Origin of the sequence: Verrucosispora sp. WMMC514 (assembly GCF_027497295.1) — a bacterium.
Classification (GTDB): domain Bacteria; phylum Actinomycetota; class Actinomycetes; order Mycobacteriales; family Micromonosporaceae; genus Micromonospora; species Micromonospora palythoicola.
In genome coordinates, this window is the sequence record NZ_CP114906.1 from 1614606 (window position 1) to 1629036 (window position 14431).

Here is a 14431-nt window from a genome sequence, read left to right on the forward strand (position 1 = left end):
TGCCACCGCCCGGCCAGCCCCGCCCTGGCGGCCGTCGCGGCAGCCGTCGCTGCCCCGGTCAGGCGGTCGGCGTGGTGCTCGGCTGGCGAGCGGTGACCAGGTCGCCGAGGCGGGCTCGACCGCCGTCGAACGCGGTGAGCACCCACACCCCGTCGGGCAGCAGGGCCATGCTGTGCTCGACGTGCGCGGCCCGGGAGCCGTCGCGGGTGACGACGGTCCAGCCGTCGGCGAGCTCCGCGGTACGCGGCGAACCCATCGTGATCATCGGCTCGATGGCCAGCGCCAGCCCCGGCACCAGCCGGGGCCCCTTGCCCGGCCGGCCGTGGTTGAGCACGTGCGGATCCTGGTGCATCTCGGTGCCGATGCCGTGGCCGCCGTAGCCGTCGACGATGCCGTAACGCCCCGCCTTGCGTACCGCGCGCTCCACCGCGTGCGAGATGTCGGTCAGTCGGCCCTTGCCGCTGGCGGCACCGCGCGCGGCCGCGGCGATGCCCGCCCACATCGCGTCCTCGGCGACCTCGGCCATCCGCAGCAGCGCCGGGTCGACCTCGCCCACGCCGACCGTGATCGCCGCATCGCCGTGCCATCCGTCGAGCACCGCGCCGCAGTCGATCGAGATCAGGTCGCCGTCGGCGAGGACCTGCTCCGGCGACGGGATCGCGTGCACGATCTGCTCGTTCACCGAGGAGCAGATCGACGCCGGAAAGCCGTGGTAGCCCTTGAACGACGGAACCGCTCCCGCCCCACGGATCGTCGTCTCGGCGATCGCGTCCAGGTCGGCGGTGCTCACGCCGGGAGCGACCGCCTCCCGCATCCGGCGCAGCGCCTCGGCGACCACGAGGCCGGCGGCACGCATCTTCTCGATCTGCTCAGGGGTCTTCAGCTGGATGTCCAGCTGGGGACGACGCATGGAGGCGCTACCTTTCGTTGCCGAAGCAGCGGGGTACGACCCGCGTACCCCGCTGTCCGCACTCTATCCGGCCGGCAGCCGGCCGACCTCAGCCCCCGTACGAGCGAAGAGCGTCGATGGCGCGGACCGTGACGTCCTCCACCGGGCCGGTGGCGTCGATGCCGACCAGCTTGCCCTGCGCGCCGTAGTAGTCCACGAGCGGCGCGGTCTTCTCGGCGTACTCCCGCAGCCGCGCGGCGATGGTCTCCGGCTTGTCGTCGTCCCGCTGGAACAGCTCCGCACCGCACCGGTCGCAGATGCCCTCCCGACTGGTCGGATCGAACTCGACGTGCCAGATCTTGCCGCAGCCCCGGCAGGTGCGCCGGCCGGAGAGCCGCCGGATCACCTCGTCGTCGTCGACGACCAGTTCGAGCACGATGTCCAGCGCGGTGCCGAGATCGGCGAGGAGCTTGTCCAGTGCGGCGGCCTGCGGGGTGGTCCGGGGAAACCCGTCGAGCAGGAAACCCTCGGCGGCGTCGGGCTCAGCGAGTCGGTCGCGCACCATGTTGATGGTGACCTCGTCCGGCACCAGCTTGCCGGCGTCCATGTACCGCTTGGCCTCGACGCCGAGCGGGGTGCCCTGGGACACGTTGGCCCGGAAGATGTCGCCGGTCGAGATCTTCGGCACGGACAGGTGCGCGGCGATGAACTCCGCCTGTGTGCCCTTGCCCGCACCCGGCGGGCCCACCAGAACCAGTCTCATCTACCGCAGGAACCCTTCGTAGTTCCGCTGCATCAGTTGACTCTCGATCTGCTTGCTCGTCTCCAGAGCCACGCCGACCATGATGAGCACAGCGGTACCACCGAACGGGAAGTTGAGGTACTGCTGCCGGTCGAGCCAGATGAAGAAGAAGTTCGGCAGGATCGAGATGATCGCGAGGTACAGCGCACCCGGCAGGGTGATGCGGCTGAGGATGAAGTCCAGGTAGTCGGCGGTCGGCTTACCGGGGCGGATGCCCGGCACGAAGCCGCCGTACTTCTTCATGTTGTCCGCGACCTCGGTCGGGTTGAACGTGATCGAGACGTAGAAGTACGTGAAGAAGATGATCAGCAGGAAGTAGACCGCGATGTAGATCGGGCTGGTCGGGTCGACCAGGTTGTTCTGGATCCACGCCTGGGTCTTGCCCGGGTCGTTCTGGTCGAAGAACTGCAACGCCAGCTGCGGCAGGTAGAGCAGCGAGGAACCGAAGATGACCGGGATCACACCCGCCTGGTTGACCTTCAGCGGGATGTAGGTCGAGGTGCCGCCGTACATCCGCCGGCCGATCATGCGCTTGGCGTACTGCACCGGGATGCGGCGCTGCGCCTGCTCGATGAAGGTGACCGCGGTGATGACCACCAGCACCAAGGCGATGACGAGCATGAACTTCCACCAGCCCTGGCTCTCCTTGATCCGCCAGCCCTCGCTGGGCAGCCGGGCCGCGATCGAGGTGAAGATCAGGACGGACATGCCGTTGCCGACGCCGCGGTCGGTGATCAGCTCACCGAGCCACATGACCATGCCGGTGCCGGCGGTCATCGTCATCACCAGGATGGACAGGGTCAGCCAGTCCGGGATGCCGGTGCCGGTCGGGATGATCTCCTCGTTGCACTGGTTGTTGAACAGCTGCCCGGAGCGGGCCAGCGCCACGAACGCCGAGGCCTGGAGGACACCCAGCCCCAGCGTCAGGTAGCGGGTGTACTGGGTGATCTTCGCCTGGCCGGCCTGGCCCTCCTTGCGGAGCTGCTCCAGCCGGGGAATGACCACCGTGAGCAGCTGCAGGATGATCGACGCGGTGATGTAGGGCATGATGCCCAGCGCGAAGATCGACAGCTGCAGCAGCGCGCCGCCGGAGAAGAGGTCGAGCAGGTTCAGAACGCCAGTTGAGCCCTCGATGGACTCCAGGCACTTCTGCACGTTGCCGTACGAGACGCCCGGGCTGGGCACCGTGGCGCCGAGCCGGTAGATCGCGATGATGCCGACTGTGAACAGCAGCTTCTTGCGCAGGTCAGGCGTACGGAACGCACTGAGAAAGGCGGACAGCAACTTCTTCCTCCTGCGCGAGGCGGGCCGCCGGTCGTCCCTGGCGGGTCGGGGTGGGTTCCGGGCAAGTGCCCGATATCCATGGCTGGGAAGGGACTCTAACAGCCCGATCCCGGTCCGGGCAGATGTGCCCGGCTACATAAAACGAATCCGATGTTACCGGGCGGACAGGCCCGTTGTAGACCATGGCGCCCGCCAGCTGGGATCAACTGGCGGGCGCCATGGGTGAAACAGCCCTACAGCTCGGTGACCGAACCACCGGCGGCGGTGATCTTCTCCTTGGCCGACGCGCTGAACGCGTGCGCCGACACCTGAAGCGCCACCCCGCCGAGGTCCCCGGTGCCGAGAACCTTCACCGGCTGTCCCTTGCGGACCGCGCCGGCCTCGACCAGTTCGGTCGGGCCGACCTGGCCACCGTTGGGGAACAGCTCGGCCAGGCGGTCCAGGTTGACGACCTGGAAGACCACCTTGAACTTGTTCTTGAAGCCCTTCAGCTTCGGCAGGCGCATGTGAATGGGCATCTGCCCACCCTCGAACGCCGCCGAGATGTTCTTCCGGGCCTTCGAACCCTTGGTACCGCGACCGGCGGTCTTGCCCTTGGAGCCCTCACCGCGACCCACACGGGTCTTCGCGGTCTTGGCACCCGGCGCCGGACGCAGGTGATGGACCTTGATCGTCATTACTCGACCTCCTCGACCTTCACGAGGTGGTTGACCGTGAAGATCATGCCGCGAATCTCGGGCCGGTCCTCCTTGACCACCACGTCATTGATCCGCTTGAGACCGAGCGAACGCAGCGATTCCCGCTGGTTGCGCTTGGTCCCGATCTCGGAACGGACCTGGGTGACCTTGAGACGTGCCATCAGGACGCCACCTCCGCCCGCGAGGCCAGCATGGCCGCCGGCGCGACGTCCTCCACCGGCAGGCCCCGCCGCGCGGCCACGGCCTCCGGGGACTCCAGCCCCTTCAGCGCGGCCACGGTGGCGTGCACGATGTTGATCGGGTTCGACGAGCCCAGGCTCTTGGAGAGCACGTCGTGGATGCCCGCGCACTCCAGCACGGCACGGACCGGTCCACCGGCGATGACACCCGTACCGGCGGAGGCCGGCTTGAGCAGCACCACCCCGGCGGCGTCCTCACCCGTGACCGGGTGCGGGATCGAGGAACCGATCCGCGGCACCTTGAAGAAGTGCTTCTTGGCCTCCTCGACGCCCTTGGCGATCGCCGCGGGCACCTCCTTGGCCTTTCCGTAGCCCACGCCGACGGTGCCGTCGCCGTCGCCCACGATCACCAGGGCGGTGAAGCTGAAGCGACGACCACCCTTCACGACCTTGGCGACGCGGTTGATCGCGACGACCCGCTCGAGGTGCGGGGTCTTCTCGGCGGGCGCGTTTCCGCGGCCGCCCTCACGGCGGTTGTCGCGGCGACCACCCTCGTTGCCACCGGACCCGCCGCCACGGCGCTGTTGACCTGGCATCAGCAGCCTTCCTTCTCTCTCGTGACGGGGATTGTCAGAACTCGAGCCCGGCTTCGCGGGCGGCGGCGGCGAGCGCGGCTACCCGCCCCGCGTACCGGTTGCCGCCGCGGTCGAAGACGACCTTGGAGATGCCCGCGGCCTTGGCCCGCTCGGCCAGCAGCGTGCCGACCTTGCCAGCCAGGGCGCTCTTGTCGCCCTCCGTGCCGCGCACCGAGGCGTCCAGGGTCGAGGCCGACGCCAAGGTGTGACCCTTGGTGTCGTCCACGATCTGGGCGACGATGTGCCGCAGCGAACGGGTGACCACCAGGCGGGGACGCGCGGCGGTGCCGCTGACGTTCTTGCGCACTCGGAAGTGCCGCCGCGCCCGCCCGACGGCACGCTTGGCGGCGACGCCGCGGCGGCGCTTGAGCAGCGTGGCGCTCACTTCTTACCTGCCTTTCCGGCCTTGCGTCGGATGACTTCGCCCTGGTACTTCACGCCCTTGCCCTTGTAGGGCTCCGGCGGGCGGATCTTCCGGATGTTGGCGGCGACCTCACCGACGAGCTGCTTGTCGATGCCGGCCACGTGGAACAGTGTCGGCCGCTCCACCGTGAAGGTGATGCCCTCGGGCGCCTGCACCTGCACCGGGTGCGAGAACCCGAGCGCGAACTCCAGGTCCTTGCCCTTGGCGGTGACCCGGTAACCGGTGCCGGCGATCTCCAGGCTCTTACGGTAGCCCTCGGTGACCCCGACGATCATGTTGGCGACCAGGGTACGGCTCAGGCCGTGCAGTTCCTTGGCCTTGCGCTCGTCGTTCGGGCGGTTGACGCTCAACTGCCCGTCCTCGGCCCGCTCGATGGTGATCGGCTCGGCCAGGGTGTGCGACAGCTCGCCCTTGGGGCCCTTGACCTTGACGGTCCGGCCGTCGATCGTCACGTCGACTCCGGATGGCACCGGGATCGACTTACGTCCAATACGCGACATTTCTACCTGTCTCCCGTTACCAGACGAAGGCGAGGACTTCCCCGCCAACGCTCCGCTTGCGGGCCTGCCGGTCGGTGAGCAGTCCCTGGGACGTCGAAATGATCGCCACGCCCAGCCCACCGAGCACCCGGGGGAGCCCGTCCGACTTGGCGTACACCCGCAGACCGGGCTTGGAGACGCGCTTGATGCCGGCCAGGCTCCGCTCCCGGTTCTGGCCGTACTTCAGCTCGACGACCAGTCGCTTGCCGACGGCACCCTCCTCGGGCTCCTCGACTGCCCAGGTGGCGATGTAACCCTCGGACTTGAGGACCTCGGCGATGTTCGCCTTGATCTTCGAGTACGGCATCGTCACCCGGTCGTGGTACGCCTGGTTGGCGTTACGCAGACGCGTGAGCATGTCTGCGATCGGGTCGGTCATCGTCATGAAAACTCGTCAACCTTTCTCGCCGGGGTTCCCGCGACACGTCGCAGGCCTACGGCGAAGAGACAGTCCAGCTGACGCGCCGCAGCGCGCCGGACTATTACCAGGAAGCCTTGGACACGCCGGGCAGCTCACCGCGGTGGGCCATCTCCCGGATGCACACCCGGCAGAGCCCGAACTTGCGGTAGACCGCCTTGGGACGCCCGCACCGCTGGCAGCGGGTGTACGCGCGAACCGAGAACTTCGGCTTCGCGGCCGCCTTGAGGATCAGCGCCTTCTTGGCCATCTCAGTTCTCCTTGAACGGGAAGCCCAGGAGCTTCAACAGCGCCCGGCCCTCGTCGTCGGTCGTGGCGGTCGTGACCACCGTGATGTCCATGCCCCGCTGGCGATCGATCTTGTCCTGGTCGATCTCGTGGAACACCGACTGCTCGGTCAGACCGAACGTGTAGTTGCCGTGCCCGTCGAGCTTGCGCCCGTCCAGGCCGCGGAAGTCGCGGATACGCGGCAGCGCGATGGACAGCAGCCGGTCCAGGAACTCCCACATCCGGTCGCCGCGCAGGGTCACCTTCGCGCCGATCGGCATGCCCTCCCGCAGCTTGAACTGCGCGATGGACTTCGTCGCCCGCCGGACCTGCGGCTTCTGGCCGGTGATGGTGGCCAGGTCACGGACCGCACCGTCGATGAGCTTGGCGTCCCGGGCGGCCTCGCCCACACCCATGTTCACGACGATCTTGACCAGCCGCGGCACCTGCATCGGGTTGCCGTACTCGTACTGCTCGCGCAGCTGAGCAATGATCTCGTTGCGGTACCGCTCCTTGAGGCGCGGCATGGTCTTGGTTTCGGTAGCCGTGGTCATCACAGGTCCTTACCGGTGCTACGCGCGATGCGGACCTTCTGGCCGTTCTCGTCGATCCGGTAGCCGACGCGGGTCGGCTTGCCGTCGGAGTCCACGACCATCACGTTCGAGACGTGGATCGGGGCCTCCTGGGTGACGATGCCACCGGTCTTGGCGCCACGCTGGGTGGTGCTGATGCGAGTGTGCTTCTTGATCCGGTTCACGCCCTCGACCAGGACCTTGTCCTGCCGCGGGTAGGCCGCGATGACCTTGCCCTTGGCACCCTTGTCCTTGCCGGCGATGACGACGACCGTGTCGCCCTTCTTGACCTTCACGGTCACAACACCTCCGGCGCGAGAGAGATGATCTTCATGAACCGCTTGTCCCGCAGCTCGCGGCCGACCGGGCCGAAGATGCGGGTACCGCGCGGGTCCCCACCGTCCTTGATGATGACGGCGGCGTTCTCGTCGAAGCGGATGTACGAACCGTCCGGCCGCCGCTTCTCCTTGGCGGTGCGGACGACGACAGCCTTGACCACGTCGCCCTTCTTCACACCGGCACCCGGGATCGCGTCCTTGACGGTGGCCACGATGACGTCGCCGATGCTCGCGTAGCGCCGACCGGAGCCACCGAGAACCCGGATGCACAGGATCTCCCGGGCACCCGTGTTGTCGGCGACGCGCAGTCGCGACTCCTGCTGAATCACGTCTATCTCCTATGTCTGCCGGTTCTCCGGCCGCCGGGGCGGCCGGAGCCTGGCGGAACCTGCGCCCGACCGTCCCGGCCGAGCTCGAGCCTTCGCTACTTGGCCTTCTCGAGGATCTCCACGAGCCGCCACCGCTTGGTGGCGGAGAGCGGCCGGGTCTCCATGATCAGGACGCGGTCGCCGATGCCGGCGGAGTTCTGCTCGTCGTGGACCTTGAGCTTGCTGGTCCGGCGCATGATCTTGCCGTACAGCGCGTGCTTGACTCGGTCCTCGACCTCGACCACGACGGTCTTTTCCATCTTGTCGCTGACCACGAGGCCCTCGCGGACCTTACGGCGGCCCCGCGGCTTGGTGGGGGTCGTGTTCTCGCTCATGAAGCAGTCACCTCAGTCGGCGCGGCCGAGAGCCCCAGCTCACGCTCACGCATGATCGTGTAGATCCGGGCGATCTCCCGACGGATGACCTGCAGCCGCCGGTTGTTGTCCAGCTGACCGGTTGCGGCCTGCACGCGGAGGTTGAACAGCTCCGCCTTGGCCTCACGCAGCTTCGTGACCAGCTCCTCCTCGGAGAGCTCACGCAGCTCGGAGGCCTTAACGCCCGCTGCCATCAGGATTCACCCACTTCGCGCGTAACAATGCGGCACTTCATCGGGAGCTTGTGGATCGCGCGACGCATCGCCTCTCGCGCGATCTGCTCGTTCGGGAAGGACATCTCGAAGAGGACCCGCCCGGGCTTGACGTTCGCGACCCACCACTCGGGCGAGCCCTTACCGGAACCCATCCGGGTTTCCGCCGGCTTCTTGGTGAGGGCCTGGTCCGGGAAGATGGTGATCCAGACCTTGCCGCCACGCTTGATGTGGCGGGTCATCGCGATACGCGCCGACTCGATCTGCCGGTTGGTCACGTACGCCGGCTCCAGAGCCTGGATCCCGAACTCGCCGAACACCACCCGGTTGCCGCCCTTGGACGCGCCGCTGCGGTCCGGGTGGTGCGGCTTGCGGAAGCCCTTCGGGGGCTTGCGCGGCATCAGCATCTGTCAGCCCTCCTGCTGCGTTTCTGCCGGAGCCGAAGCCGCGGCCGCGACAGCAGCGCTGTCGACCGGCTCGCCACTCGGCGTCTCAGCCTGCTGCGCGACGGTCGTCGCGGCAGCCCGGCCGGCCTCGGTGCCACCGGAGGTCGTGCCGGACGAACCCGACCGACCACGGCGCGGCCGCTCGGGCCGGTCACCGCGCTCCCGGCGCGGGCGCGACGGAGCCTCGGCCGGAGCCTCCCGACCCGGCACCGCGTCGCCCTTGTAGATCCAGACCTTCACGCCGATGCGGCCGAAGGTGGTACGGGCCTCGAAGAAGCCGTACTCGATGTTGGCCCGCAGCGTGTGCAGCGGAACCCGACCCTCGCGGTAGAACTCCGTCCGGCTCATCTCGGCGCCGCCGAGGCGACCCGAGACCTGCACCCGGATGCCCTTGCACATCGGGTTCTTCATCGCCGACTGCATCGCCTTACGCATCGCGCGACGGAAGCTGACCCGGCTGGAGAGCTGCTCGGCGACGCCCTGGGCGACCAGCTGCGCGTCCGACTCGGGGTTCTTCACCTCGATGATGTTCAGCTGCACCTGCTTGCCGGTGAGCTTCTCCAACTCGCCGCGGATCCGGTCGGCCTCGGCGCCCTTACGGCCGATGACGATGCCCGGCCGCGCGGTGTGGATGTCGACCCGGACCCGGTCGCGGGTGCGCTCGATGTCGACCTTGGAAATGCCGGCGCGCTCCAGCCCCTTGGACATCATCCGGCGGATCTTGACATCCTCGCCGATGTAGTCCTTGTAGAGCTTGTCCGCGAACCAGCGGGACTTCCAGTCGGTCGAGATGCCGAGCCGGAACCCGTGCGGGTGAACCTTCTGACCCATTACTCGGCGCCCTCCGTGTTGCTCTGCGTCTCGGCCGGCGCGGTCTGCTTCGCCGGAGCCGCCTTGTTCGCCGACTTCCTCGGCGCGGCCGGCGCGACCGCCTCGACCGCCACGGTGATGTGGCAGGTGCGCTTGCGGATCCGGTACGCCCGGCCCTGCGCCCGTGGCTGGAACCGCTTCATCGTCGGGCCCTCGTCCACGAACGCCTCGCTGACGAGCAGCGCGTCGGGGTCCAGCCGCTCGTTGTTCTCCGCGTTGGCGATCGCGCTCGCGAGCACCTTGTACACCTGCTCGCTCGCAGCCTGCGGCGCGAACTGCAGCACCGTGAGCGCCTCCTTCGCGGGCAGGCCGCGGACGAGGTTGACCACCCGGCGCGCCTTCATCGGCGAGATGCGCACGTACCGCGCAACCGCCCGCGCGCCCGGAAGCACCGGAGCGTCGCCCTTTCCTGGCATCGCTGTAACCCCTTGATCCTCTATCCGTATGCCCGCGGCGTCAGCGCCGGCGGCTCTTCCGGTCGTCCTTTTCGTGACCCTTGAACGTGCGGGTCAGCGCGAACTCGCCGAGCTTGTGCCCGACCATCGCCTCGGTCACGAACACCGGGACGTGCTTGCGTCCGTCGTGCACGGCGATCGTGTGCCCGAGCATCTCCGGGATGATCGTCGAGCGGCGCGACCAGGTCTTGATGACGTTCTTCGAGCCCTTCTCGTTCTGCGTCTCCACCTTCTTGAGCAGGTGGTCGTCGATGAACGGGCCCTTCTTCAGGCTGCGAGGCATGTCTTATCTCCCTCAGCCGCGCTTACGCGTGGCGTAGCGACGGCGGACGATCAGCCGGTCACTCGGCTGGCCCTTACGACGGGTGCGGCCCTCGGGCTTACCCTGCGGGTTGACCGGGTGGCGACCACCGGAGGTCTTGCCCTCACCACCACCGTGCGGGTGGTCGACCGGGTTCATGGCGACACCACGGACGGTCGGGCGCTTGCCCTTCCAGCGCATCCGGCCGGCCTTACCCCAGTTGATGTTCGACTGGTCGGCGTTGCCGATCTCACCGACGCTGGCGCGGCAGCGCACGTCCACCCGCCGGATCTCACCGGACGGCATACGCAGGGTGGCGTACGCGCCCTCCCGGCCGAGCAGCTGGATGCCGACGCCGGCCGAGCGGGCCAGCTTGGCGCCACCGCCCGGACGCAGTTCCACGTTGTGGATCGTGGTACCGACCGGGATGTTGCGCAGCGGCAGGTTGTTGCCCGGCTTGATGTCGGCACTCGGACCCGACTCGACCGTGTCGCCCTGCTTCAGGTCCTTCGGCGCGATGATGTAACGCTTCTCGCCGTCGGCGTAGTGCAGCAGCGCGATCCGCGCGGTGCGGTTCGGGTCGTACTCGATGTGCGCGACCTTGGCCGGCACGCCGTCCTTGTCGACCCGCTTGAAGTCGATCAGCCGGTACTGCCGCTTGTGGCCGCCACCCTGGTGACGAGCGGTGATCCGGCCGTGCACGTTCCGGCCGCCCTTCTTGGGCAGCGGGACCAGCAGCGACTTCTCGGGAGTCGACCGGGTGATCTCGGCGAAGTCGGCGACGCTGGAGCCACGCCGGCCCGGCGTCGTCGGCTTGTACTTACGGATAGCCATTGTCTACACCCCTCAGCTGACCGGGCCGCCGAAGGCCTCGATGCGGTCGCCCTCAGCCAGCTTCACCATCGCCCGCTTGGTGTCCTTGCGCTTGCCGAACCCGGTACGGGTCCGCTTGCGCTTGCCCTCGCGGTTGAGCGTGTTGACCGTCAGGACACGGACGTTGAAGATCTGCTCGATAGCGATCTTGATCGCGGTCTTGTTCGCGTCCGGGTGCACCAGGAAGGTGTACCAGTTGCGGTTCAGCTCGCTATAGCTCTTCTCCGAGACGACCGGCGCGACGATGATGTCGCGCGGATCGGCGATCGTGCTCACTTGCCACCCTCCTCGGTGGTCTCGGCCGGGACGCCCAGGAACTCGTCCAGGGCCTCCTTGGTGAAGACCACGTCGTCGGCCACCAGCACGTCGTACGTGTTGAGCTGGCCGGCTTCGATCAGGTGCACCCGCGGCTCGTTGCGCAGCGACACCCAGTTCAGCTCGTCGGTGCTGCTCAGCACGACCAGCACCCGCCGGGCGGTGGTCAGCTTGGCGAGCGCGGTCAGCGCGGCCTTGGTCGACGGCTTCTCGCCCGAGACGAACGCCTCGACGACGTGCACCTGCCCGGCGCGCGCCCGGTCCGACAGGGCGCCACGCAGCGCGGCGGCCTTCATCTTCTTCGGGGTGCGCTGGCTGTAGTCGCGCGGCACCGGGCCGTGGACCACGCCACCGCCGGCGAACTGCGGCGCGCGGATCGAGCCCTGGCGGGCCCGACCGGTGCCCTTCTGCTTGTAGGGCTTCTTGCCGCCGCCGGCGACCTCGCCCCGGGTCTTGGTCTTGTGGGTGCCCTGCCGGGCGGCGGCCAACTGCGCCACGACGACCTGGTGCATCAGCGCGATGTTGGCCTGCGCGTCGAAGATGTCGGCGGGCAGCTCGACCGAGCCGGTCTTGGTGCCCTCTGAGTTGAGGACGTCAACGGTGGTCACTTGCCCGCACCGCCCTTCTTCGCCTTGGCCTTGGCCGCGGTACGGACCAGGACCAGCGCGCCCTTGGGGCCGGGGATGGCGCCACGGACGAGCAGGAGATTGTTCTCGGTGTCGACCGCCTGGACGGTCAGGTTCTGCACGGTGTAGCGCACGCCGCCCATGCGGCCGGCCATCCGGGTGCCCTTGAAGACGCGACCCGGGGTGGCGCAGGCGCCGATCGAGCCCGGCGAGCGGTGCTTGCGCTCGACACCGTGGCTGGCGCGCAGACCGTGGAAGCCGTGCCGCTTCATCGGGCCGGCGTAGCCCTTGCCCTTGGTCTTGCCGGTCACGTCGATCGAGACACCGGCCGGGAACTCCTCGACCGTGACCTCCTGGCCGAGCGAGTAGTCCGCGGCGTCGCTGGTACGCAGCTCGACGATGTGCCGGCGCGGCGCCACGTCGGCCTTGGCGTAGTGACCACGCAGCGGCTTCTTGGCCTTGCGCGGGTCGATCGTCCCGTACGCCAGCTGGACCGCGGAGTAACCGTCCTTGTCGGCGTCACGAACCTGGGTGATGACGCAGGGGCCGGCCTGAACCACGGTCACCGGGACAACGCGGTTGTTGTCCCAGACCTGGGTCATGCCGAGCTTCGCGCCCAGGATCCCCTTAACTTGCCTGTCCATGTGTCCGGTCCCTACAGCTTGATCTCGATGTCGACGCCAGCCGGCAGGTCGAGGCGCATGAGCGAGTCGACCGTCTTCGGGGTCGGGTCGATGATGTCGATCAGTCGCTTGTGCGTACGCATCTCGAAGTGCTCGCGCGAGTCCTTGTACTTGTGCGGCGAGCGGATGACGCAGAAACGGTTGATCTCCGTGGGCAGCGGCACCGGGCCCGCGACCTGCGCCCCGGTACGCGTCACCGTCTCGACGATCTTCCGAGCCGAGGAGTCGACGACCTCGTGGTCATAGGCCTTGAGCCGGATGCGGATCTTCTGTCCCGCCATGGTGGCTTCTGTTCCTTCTCTCGATGCCGCTGTGTTGCGGGTGCCTGTACCGGCTGGCACAGACCCTCTTCGCCCACCCCCGCGGTCGGGCGTGTCGCGCCCTGGGGCCAGGCTCCGCCCCGGGATACCGGAGCGATCCTGACCGCGGTGGGTCCGGGCGCCGGTCGCACTGAGGCGACCTGAACGCCGCGCGAGGGTGGTTGGCGGACGGGCCGCCAACCACCCCACGCCCGACTGCTCTGCCTACCCGGAGGTTCAGCGGAAGCCGAACACGGGCGGCGAACTGTCGTTACGCAACCTGACTAGTATGCCGCACGACCGGCGGCGGGTCTAATCGGGGTTACCCAGCTCACTTGATGATCTTGGTGACGCGACCAGCGCCGACCGTACGGCCACCCTCCCGGATCGCGAACTTGAGGTTGTCCTCCATCGCGATGGGCTGGATCAGCTTCACGGTCATCGTGGTGTTGTCGCCCGGCATGACCATCTCGGTGCCCTCGGGGAGGGTGACGACACCGGTGACGTCCGTGGTCCGGAAGTAGAACTGCGGACGGTAGTTCTGGAAGAACGGGGTGTGCCGGCCGCCCTCCTCCTTGGAGAGGATGTAGACCGTCGCCTCGAACTCCGTGTGCGGGGTGCTGGTGCCCGGCTTGACGACCACCATGCCGCGCTCGACGTCCTCGCGCTTGATGCCGCGCAGCAGCAGACCGACGTTCTCACCCGCGCGGGCCTCGTCGAGCAGCTTGCGGAACATCTCGATGCCGGTGCAGACCGTCTTCTGCGACTTCTCGCGGATACCGACGATCTCCACCTCCTCGTTCGGCTTGAGCACGCCGCGCTCCGCGCGGCCGGTGACGACCGTGCCACGACCGGTGATCGTGAAGACGTCCTCGATCGGCATCAGGAACGGCTTCTCGGTCTCGCGCTCCGGCTGCGGGATCGCGGTGTCGACCGCGTTCATCAGCTCCAGCAGGCGACCGGTCCACTCCGGGTCGCCCTCCAGGGCCTTGAGCGCCGAGACGCGCACGACCGGCAGGTCGTCACCCGGGTACTCCTGGGCCGAGAGCAGCTCGCGGACCTCGAGCTCGACGAGCTCCAGGAGCTCCTCGTCGTCGACCATGTCGCTCTTGTTCAGCGCCACGACGATGTACGGCACGCCGACCTGGCGGGCCAGCAGCACGTGCTCGCGGGTCTGCGGCATCGGGCCGTCGGTCGCCGCAACCACCAGGATCGCGCCGTCCATCTGGGCGGCACCGGTGATCATGTTCTTGATGTAGTCGGCGTGACCGGGGCAGTCGACGTGCGCGTAGTGCCGCGCCTCGGTCTGGTACTCGACGTGCGCGATCGAGATCGTGATGCCGCGAGCCTTCTCCTCGGGCGCCTTGTCGATCTCGTCGAACGGCGTGTACGGGTTCAGGTCCGGGTACTGGTCGTGCAGGACCTTGGTGATGGCCGCCGTCAGCGTCGTCTTACCGTGGTCGATGTGACCAATGGTGCCGATGTTGACGTGCGGCTTAGTCCGCTCGAACTTCGCCTTCGCCACTGGTGTCCTCCTGTGGACTTCTTGGTTCGTTCGCCCCGG

25 protein-coding genes are annotated in these 14431 nt (G+C 68.0%); all 25 read right to left on the reverse strand.

The window, feature by feature from the left end:
- Positions 1–58: 58 nt before the first annotated feature.
- The gene (gene map / locus O7597_RS07275; protein ID WP_281582304.1) at positions 59–910 is read right to left on the reverse strand and encodes a type I methionyl aminopeptidase; all 852 of its coding nucleotides are present in this window, start codon (positions 908–910) and stop codon (positions 59–61) included.
- Between the two features lie 88 nt (positions 911–998).
- Entirely contained in the window at positions 999–1652 is a 654-nt protein-coding gene (locus O7597_RS07280) for an adenylate kinase (protein WP_164447879.1), read from the reverse strand.
- Positions 1653–2975 (reverse strand): preprotein translocase subunit SecY, encoded by a 1323-nt coding sequence (gene secY, locus O7597_RS07285; protein WP_269738308.1) that lies wholly within the window; start codon positions 2973–2975, stop codon positions 1653–1655.
- A gap of 233 nt (positions 2976–3208) precedes the next feature.
- The gene (gene rplO / locus O7597_RS07290; RefSeq protein ID WP_164447881.1) at positions 3209–3652 is read right to left on the reverse strand and encodes a 50S ribosomal protein L15; all 444 of its coding nucleotides are present in this window, start codon (positions 3650–3652) and stop codon (positions 3209–3211) included.
- A complete protein-coding gene (rpmD, locus tag O7597_RS07295) occupies positions 3652–3834 on the reverse strand; it encodes a 50S ribosomal protein L30 (protein WP_018784560.1) in 183 nt (60 codons plus the stop codon). The genes rplO and rpmD overlap by 1 nt, the downstream gene beginning before the upstream one ends.
- A complete protein-coding gene (gene rpsE, locus O7597_RS07300; RefSeq protein ID WP_093403623.1) occupies positions 3834–4448 on the reverse strand; it encodes a 30S ribosomal protein S5 in 615 nt (204 codons plus the stop codon). The genes rpmD and rpsE overlap by 1 nt, the downstream gene beginning before the upstream one ends.
- Positions 4449–4482: 34 nt before the next feature.
- On the reverse strand, positions 4483–4872 hold the full coding sequence (rplR, locus tag O7597_RS07305) for a 50S ribosomal protein L18 (RefSeq protein WP_269738309.1): 390 nt from the start codon (positions 4870–4872) through the stop codon (positions 4483–4485).
- Positions 4869–5411 (reverse strand): 50S ribosomal protein L6, encoded by a 543-nt coding sequence (rplF, locus tag O7597_RS07310; RefSeq protein ID WP_093403620.1) that lies wholly within the window; start codon positions 5409–5411, stop codon positions 4869–4871. The genes rplR and rplF overlap by 4 nt, the downstream gene beginning before the upstream one ends.
- A 16-nt stretch (positions 5412–5427) precedes the next feature.
- Positions 5428–5835, reverse strand: a complete 408-nt coding sequence (rpsH, locus tag O7597_RS07315) for a 30S ribosomal protein S8 (protein WP_093403619.1) — start codon at positions 5833–5835, stop codon at positions 5428–5430.
- 97 nt (positions 5836–5932) lie between these two features.
- Complete coding sequence (locus O7597_RS07320; RefSeq protein ID WP_007073023.1) at positions 5933–6118, reverse strand: type Z 30S ribosomal protein S14; 186 nt, start codon at positions 6116–6118, stop codon at positions 5933–5935.
- A 1-nt stretch (position 6119) separates the two neighbouring features.
- Positions 6120–6689 (reverse strand): 50S ribosomal protein L5, encoded by a 570-nt coding sequence (gene rplE / locus O7597_RS07325; protein WP_093403618.1) that lies wholly within the window; start codon positions 6687–6689, stop codon positions 6120–6122.
- Entirely contained in the window at positions 6689–7009 is a 321-nt protein-coding gene (gene rplX / locus O7597_RS07330; protein WP_170863408.1) for a 50S ribosomal protein L24, read from the reverse strand. Before rplX ends, rplE begins: the two co-directional genes overlap by 1 nt.
- On the reverse strand, positions 7006–7374 hold the full coding sequence (gene rplN / locus O7597_RS07335) for a 50S ribosomal protein L14 (RefSeq protein ID WP_007073026.1): 369 nt from the start codon (positions 7372–7374) through the stop codon (positions 7006–7008). Before rplN ends, rplX begins: the two co-directional genes overlap by 4 nt.
- Positions 7375–7469: 95 nt before the next feature.
- A complete protein-coding gene (gene rpsQ / locus O7597_RS07340; protein WP_093403616.1) occupies positions 7470–7748 on the reverse strand; it encodes a 30S ribosomal protein S17 in 279 nt (92 codons plus the stop codon).
- The gene (gene rpmC, locus O7597_RS07345) at positions 7745–7981 is read right to left on the reverse strand and encodes a 50S ribosomal protein L29 (protein ID WP_007073028.1); all 237 of its coding nucleotides are present in this window, start codon (positions 7979–7981) and stop codon (positions 7745–7747) included. Before rpmC ends, rpsQ begins: the two co-directional genes overlap by 4 nt.
- On the reverse strand, positions 7981–8406 hold the full coding sequence (gene rplP / locus O7597_RS07350; protein WP_007465292.1) for a 50S ribosomal protein L16: 426 nt from the start codon (positions 8404–8406) through the stop codon (positions 7981–7983). The genes rpmC and rplP overlap by 1 nt, the downstream gene beginning before the upstream one ends.
- Positions 8407–8409: 3 nt before the next feature.
- A complete protein-coding gene (rpsC, locus tag O7597_RS07355; RefSeq protein ID WP_164447882.1) occupies positions 8410–9276 on the reverse strand; it encodes a 30S ribosomal protein S3 in 867 nt (288 codons plus the stop codon).
- Positions 9276–9731, reverse strand: coding sequence for a 50S ribosomal protein L22 (gene rplV / locus O7597_RS07360; RefSeq protein ID WP_164447883.1), 456 nt, complete (start codon positions 9729–9731; stop codon positions 9276–9278). The genes rpsC and rplV overlap by 1 nt, the downstream gene beginning before the upstream one ends.
- Positions 9732–9771: 40 nt before the next feature.
- On the reverse strand, positions 9772–10053 hold the full coding sequence (gene rpsS / locus O7597_RS07365) for a 30S ribosomal protein S19 (RefSeq protein WP_013735950.1): 282 nt from the start codon (positions 10051–10053) through the stop codon (positions 9772–9774).
- A gap of 12 nt (positions 10054–10065) precedes the next feature.
- Positions 10066–10905, reverse strand: a complete 840-nt coding sequence (rplB, locus tag O7597_RS07370; RefSeq protein ID WP_093403613.1) for a 50S ribosomal protein L2 — start codon at positions 10903–10905, stop codon at positions 10066–10068.
- A 12-nt stretch (positions 10906–10917) separates the two neighbouring features.
- Positions 10918–11220, reverse strand: coding sequence for a 50S ribosomal protein L23 (rplW, locus tag O7597_RS07375; RefSeq protein WP_093403611.1), 303 nt, complete (start codon positions 11218–11220; stop codon positions 10918–10920).
- Positions 11217–11867, reverse strand: coding sequence for a 50S ribosomal protein L4 (gene rplD, locus O7597_RS07380; RefSeq protein WP_093403609.1), 651 nt, complete (start codon positions 11865–11867; stop codon positions 11217–11219). The genes rplW and rplD overlap by 4 nt, the downstream gene beginning before the upstream one ends.
- The gene (rplC, locus tag O7597_RS07385; RefSeq protein WP_164447885.1) at positions 11864–12529 is read right to left on the reverse strand and encodes a 50S ribosomal protein L3; all 666 of its coding nucleotides are present in this window, start codon (positions 12527–12529) and stop codon (positions 11864–11866) included. The genes rplD and rplC overlap by 4 nt, the downstream gene beginning before the upstream one ends.
- 11 nt (positions 12530–12540) lie before the next feature.
- Positions 12541–12849 carry a 30S ribosomal protein S10 gene (rpsJ, locus tag O7597_RS07390; RefSeq protein WP_007073037.1) on the reverse strand — a complete coding sequence of 103 codons (309 nt, stop codon included), beginning with the start codon at positions 12847–12849 and terminating at the stop codon, positions 12541–12543.
- A gap of 349 nt (positions 12850–13198) precedes the next feature.
- Positions 13199–14392: an elongation factor Tu gene (gene tuf, locus O7597_RS07395; protein WP_099849588.1), complete on the reverse strand. Its 1194-nt coding sequence runs from the start codon at positions 14390–14392 to the stop codon at positions 13199–13201.
- Between the last annotated feature and the right edge of the window lie 39 nt (positions 14393–14431).

Excerpts from the sequence above, each read along its gene's own strand:
- map (WP_281582304.1), bottom strand. The coding sequence starts at position 910 with ATGCGTCGTCCCCAGCTGGACATCCAGCTGAAGACCCCTGAGCAGATC.
- O7597_RS07280 (WP_164447879.1), bottom strand. The coding sequence starts at position 1,652 with ATGAGACTGGTTCTGGTGGGCCCGCCGGGTGCGGGCAAGGGCACACAG.
- rplO (WP_164447881.1), bottom strand. The coding sequence starts at position 3,652 with ATGACGATCAAGGTCCATCACCTGCGTCCGGCGCCGGGTGCCAAGACC.
- rpmD (WP_018784560.1), bottom strand. The coding sequence starts at position 3,834 with ATGGCACGTCTCAAGGTCACCCAGGTCCGTTCCGAGATCGGGACCAAG.
- rpsE (WP_093403623.1), bottom strand. The coding sequence starts at position 4,448 with ATGCCAGGTCAACAGCGCCGTGGCGGCGGGTCCGGTGGCAACGAGGGT.
- rplF (WP_093403620.1), bottom strand. The coding sequence starts at position 5,411 with ATGTCGCGTATTGGACGTAAGTCGATCCCGGTGCCATCCGGAGTCGAC.
- rpsH (WP_093403619.1), bottom strand. The coding sequence starts at position 5,835 with ATGACGATGACCGACCCGATCGCAGACATGCTCACGCGTCTGCGTAAC.
- O7597_RS07320 (WP_007073023.1), bottom strand. The coding sequence starts at position 6,118 with ATGGCCAAGAAGGCGCTGATCCTCAAGGCGGCCGCGAAGCCGAAGTTC.
- rplE (WP_093403618.1), bottom strand. The coding sequence starts at position 6,689 with ATGACCACGGCTACCGAAACCAAGACCATGCCGCGCCTCAAGGAGCGG.
- rpsQ (WP_093403616.1), bottom strand. The coding sequence starts at position 7,748 with ATGAGCGAGAACACGACCCCCACCAAGCCGCGGGGCCGCCGTAAGGTC.
- rpmC (WP_007073028.1), bottom strand. The coding sequence starts at position 7,981 with ATGGCAGCGGGCGTTAAGGCCTCCGAGCTGCGTGAGCTCTCCGAGGAG.
- rplP (WP_007465292.1), bottom strand. The coding sequence starts at position 8,406 with ATGCTGATGCCGCGCAAGCCCCCGAAGGGCTTCCGCAAGCCGCACCAC.
- rpsC (WP_164447882.1), bottom strand. The coding sequence starts at position 9,276 with ATGGGTCAGAAGGTTCACCCGCACGGGTTCCGGCTCGGCATCTCGACC.
- rplV (WP_164447883.1), bottom strand. The coding sequence starts at position 9,731 with ATGCCAGGAAAGGGCGACGCTCCGGTGCTTCCGGGCGCGCGGGCGGTT.
- rpsS (WP_013735950.1), bottom strand. The coding sequence starts at position 10,053 with ATGCCTCGCAGCCTGAAGAAGGGCCCGTTCATCGACGACCACCTGCTC.
- rplB (WP_093403613.1), bottom strand. The coding sequence starts at position 10,905 with ATGGCTATCCGTAAGTACAAGCCGACGACGCCGGGCCGGCGTGGCTCC.
- rplC (WP_164447885.1), bottom strand. The coding sequence starts at position 12,529 with ATGGACAGGCAAGTTAAGGGGATCCTGGGCGCGAAGCTCGGCATGACC.
- rpsJ (WP_007073037.1), bottom strand. The coding sequence starts at position 12,849 with ATGGCGGGACAGAAGATCCGCATCCGGCTCAAGGCCTATGACCACGAG.